This window comes from Microvirga pakistanensis (assembly GCF_004458765.1).
GTDB classification, from domain to species: domain Bacteria; phylum Pseudomonadota; class Alphaproteobacteria; order Rhizobiales; family Beijerinckiaceae; genus Microvirga; species Microvirga pakistanensis.
The window spans coordinates 1-223 of record NZ_SPJX01000071.1 but is presented as its reverse complement, the minus strand read 5'-3'; the positions used below and the strand labels follow the sequence as shown (position 1 = coordinate 223).

Sequence of the window (223 nt, the reverse complement as noted above, 5' to 3'; positions counted from 1 at the left end):
CTGAGCAGGCGGTTCTGCCGGATCTGCACGATGCGCTCCGGAGTCGCCACCAGCCCCACGACGAGCGATCGTCGCGCCGCCTCGAGCTTCGGCGGCAAAGGCATCCCGGGAACGAGAGGAAAATTCGCCGTCTTCAAGCCGCGGTTGGCGAGATAGATCGCCGTCGGCGTCTTCGAGGTCCGGCTCACGCCCATGAGGATCACATCCGCCTCGTTCAAATCGT

At 64.6% G+C, this 223-nt stretch carries 1 protein-coding gene; it reads right to left on the bottom strand.

Features of this window, described 5'->3' with window-relative positions:
* Window positions 1-223, bottom strand: a 223-nt coding sequence (locus E4K09_RS02790; RefSeq protein ID WP_166802128.1) for a kinase/pyrophosphorylase, incomplete at both ends; no start/stop codon positions are given.